Raw genomic sequence first — 1,325 nt, 5'->3', positions numbered from 1 at the left:
GATCGTCCTGGCGGGATTACGGGGCGAGGAGAGTATTGCTGCGCTATGCCGCCGCGAGGGTATCGCCGAGAGCCTGTATTACTCTTGGTCAAAGGAATTCCTTGAAGCTGGAAAGAACCGCCTGGCGGGTGACACGGCGCGACAAGCGACATCCCCTGAAGTTAAAGAGCTGCGGTCTGAATCTGCTGCCCTGAAGGAAGTGGTCGCCGAACTGACGCTGGAAAACCGGCTGCTCAAAAAAAGCATGATCGGGGATGGGGAGTTCGAAGAATGAGATACCCAGCCTCTGAGAAGCTTGAGATCATTCGCACGGTCGAGGCCTCGCATCTGCCGACACGGCAAACCCTGAAAATGCTCGGCATCCCCAGCAGCACATATTACGACTGGTATGCCCGGTGGAGCGACGGTGGCATCGATGCGCTCGCTGATAGGCCTCCCCGGCCAAGGTCGGTCTGGAACCGCATCCCAGACCAGGTCCGCAACGATGTTGTCGACTTTGCCCTGGAGCACGAGGACCTGACGCCCCGGGAACTGGCGGTCAAATACACCGACGAGAAGCGCTACTTCGTCTCGGAATCATCAGTTTATCGCATTCTGAGCGCTGAGGATCTGATCACGGCACCCGCCCATGTTGTGATCCGTGCAGCCGATGAGTTCCGGGACAAGACAACCAGGCCGAACGAGCTCTGGCAGACGGACTTCACCTATCTCAAGGTTATTGGCTGGGGCTGGTTCTATCTCAGCACCATCCTTGACGATTACAGCCGTTACATCATCGCCTGGAAGCTTTGCACCACGATGAAAGCGAAGGATGTCACCGACACGCTGGAAATGGCGTTGGTGGCCTCGGGCTGCGATCAGGCCATGGTCGTGCACAAGCCAAGGCTACTCAGCGATAACGGCTCGTCCTATGTCGCCGCCGACCTGGCTGACTATCTCGATGACAAGGGTATGGATCACGTTCGTGGTGCGCCACATCACCCGCAGACGCAGGGCAAGATCGAACGCTGGCATCAGACGATGAAGAACCGGGTTCTATTAGAGAATTACTTCTTACCCGGTGATCTTGAGAGACAGATCGATGCCTTCGTCAATCACTACAACAGCCACCGCTACCACGAGAGCCTGGCCAACCTGACCCCCGCCGACGTCTATCATGGACGAGGCGCAAAGATCCTGGAAATGAGAGAGGAGATCAAAAAACAGACAATCAGAAAACGCAGGTTGCAGCACCAATCCGCTGCCGCCTAAACTCGAACAGAAACTGAACCAGAGCCTCCGTTACGAAATCGCCTCAGCATTCCGAAAAACTCTGAAGACGGACA

The 1,325-nt window shown here is 56.2% G+C and carries 1 protein-coding gene; it reads left to right on the top strand.

Going from position 1 to position 1,325, the window contains the following annotated elements:
• A protein-coding gene (locus tag I9182_RS20335) for an IS3 family transposase (RefSeq protein ID WP_209599477.1) occupies positions 1–1,251 on the top strand; the annotation gives its coding sequence in 2 pieces (ribosomal slippage) (positions 1–236 and positions 236–1,251; 1,252 coding nt annotated over the 2 pieces). This gene is flagged as partial in the annotation.
• Positions 1,252–1,325: the final 74 nt, after the last annotated feature.

Source organism: Ruegeria sp. HKCCSP351, assembly GCF_017872535.1.
GTDB lineage: Bacteria > Pseudomonadota > Alphaproteobacteria > Rhodobacterales > Rhodobacteraceae > Ruegeria.
The sequence above is the reverse complement of the archived record's forward strand: the minus strand, read 5'-3'. Positions and strand labels throughout refer to the sequence as shown.